At 69.1% G+C, this 511-nt stretch carries 1 protein-coding gene; it reads left to right on the forward strand.

Going from position 1 to position 511, the window contains the following annotated elements:
• The coding region (locus ADK64_RS41950) for an adenosylhomocysteinase (RefSeq protein WP_199829862.1) at positions 1-511 on the forward strand (511 nt) is incomplete at both ends.

Below are 511 nucleotides of genomic sequence, written 5' to 3' on the forward strand. Positions count from 1 at the left end.
CGTGCAGACCGCCGTGCTCATCGAGACCCTGGTCGCCCTCGGCGCCGAGGTCCGCTGGGCATCCTGCAACATCTTCTCCACCCAGGACCACGCGGCCGCAGCCATCGCCGTCGGCCCGAACGGCACGCCCGACAACCCCCAGGGCATCCCGGTCTTCGCCTGGAAGGGCGAGACCCTTCAGGAGTACTGGTGGTGCACCGAGCAGGCGCTGACCTGGCCGAACAGCCCCACCGGCGGCCCGAACATGATTCTGGACGACGGCGGTGACGCCACCCTCCTCGTCCACAAGGGCGTCGAGTACGAGAAGGACGGCAAGGTCCCCGGCCTGGACACCGCCGAGTCCGACGAGCACCGCGTCATCCTCGACCTCCTGCACCGCACCATCACGGACGGCTCGCAGAAGTGGACCCAGCTGGCGTCGGAGATCCGCGGCGTGACGGAGGAGACCACGACGGGTGTCCACCGTCTGTACGAGATGCAGCGCGACGGCGTCCTGCTGTTCCCGGCGATC

Source organism: Streptomyces sp. MMG1121, assembly GCF_001280015.1.
Lineage (GTDB): Bacteria > Actinomycetota > Actinomycetes > Streptomycetales > Streptomycetaceae > Streptomyces.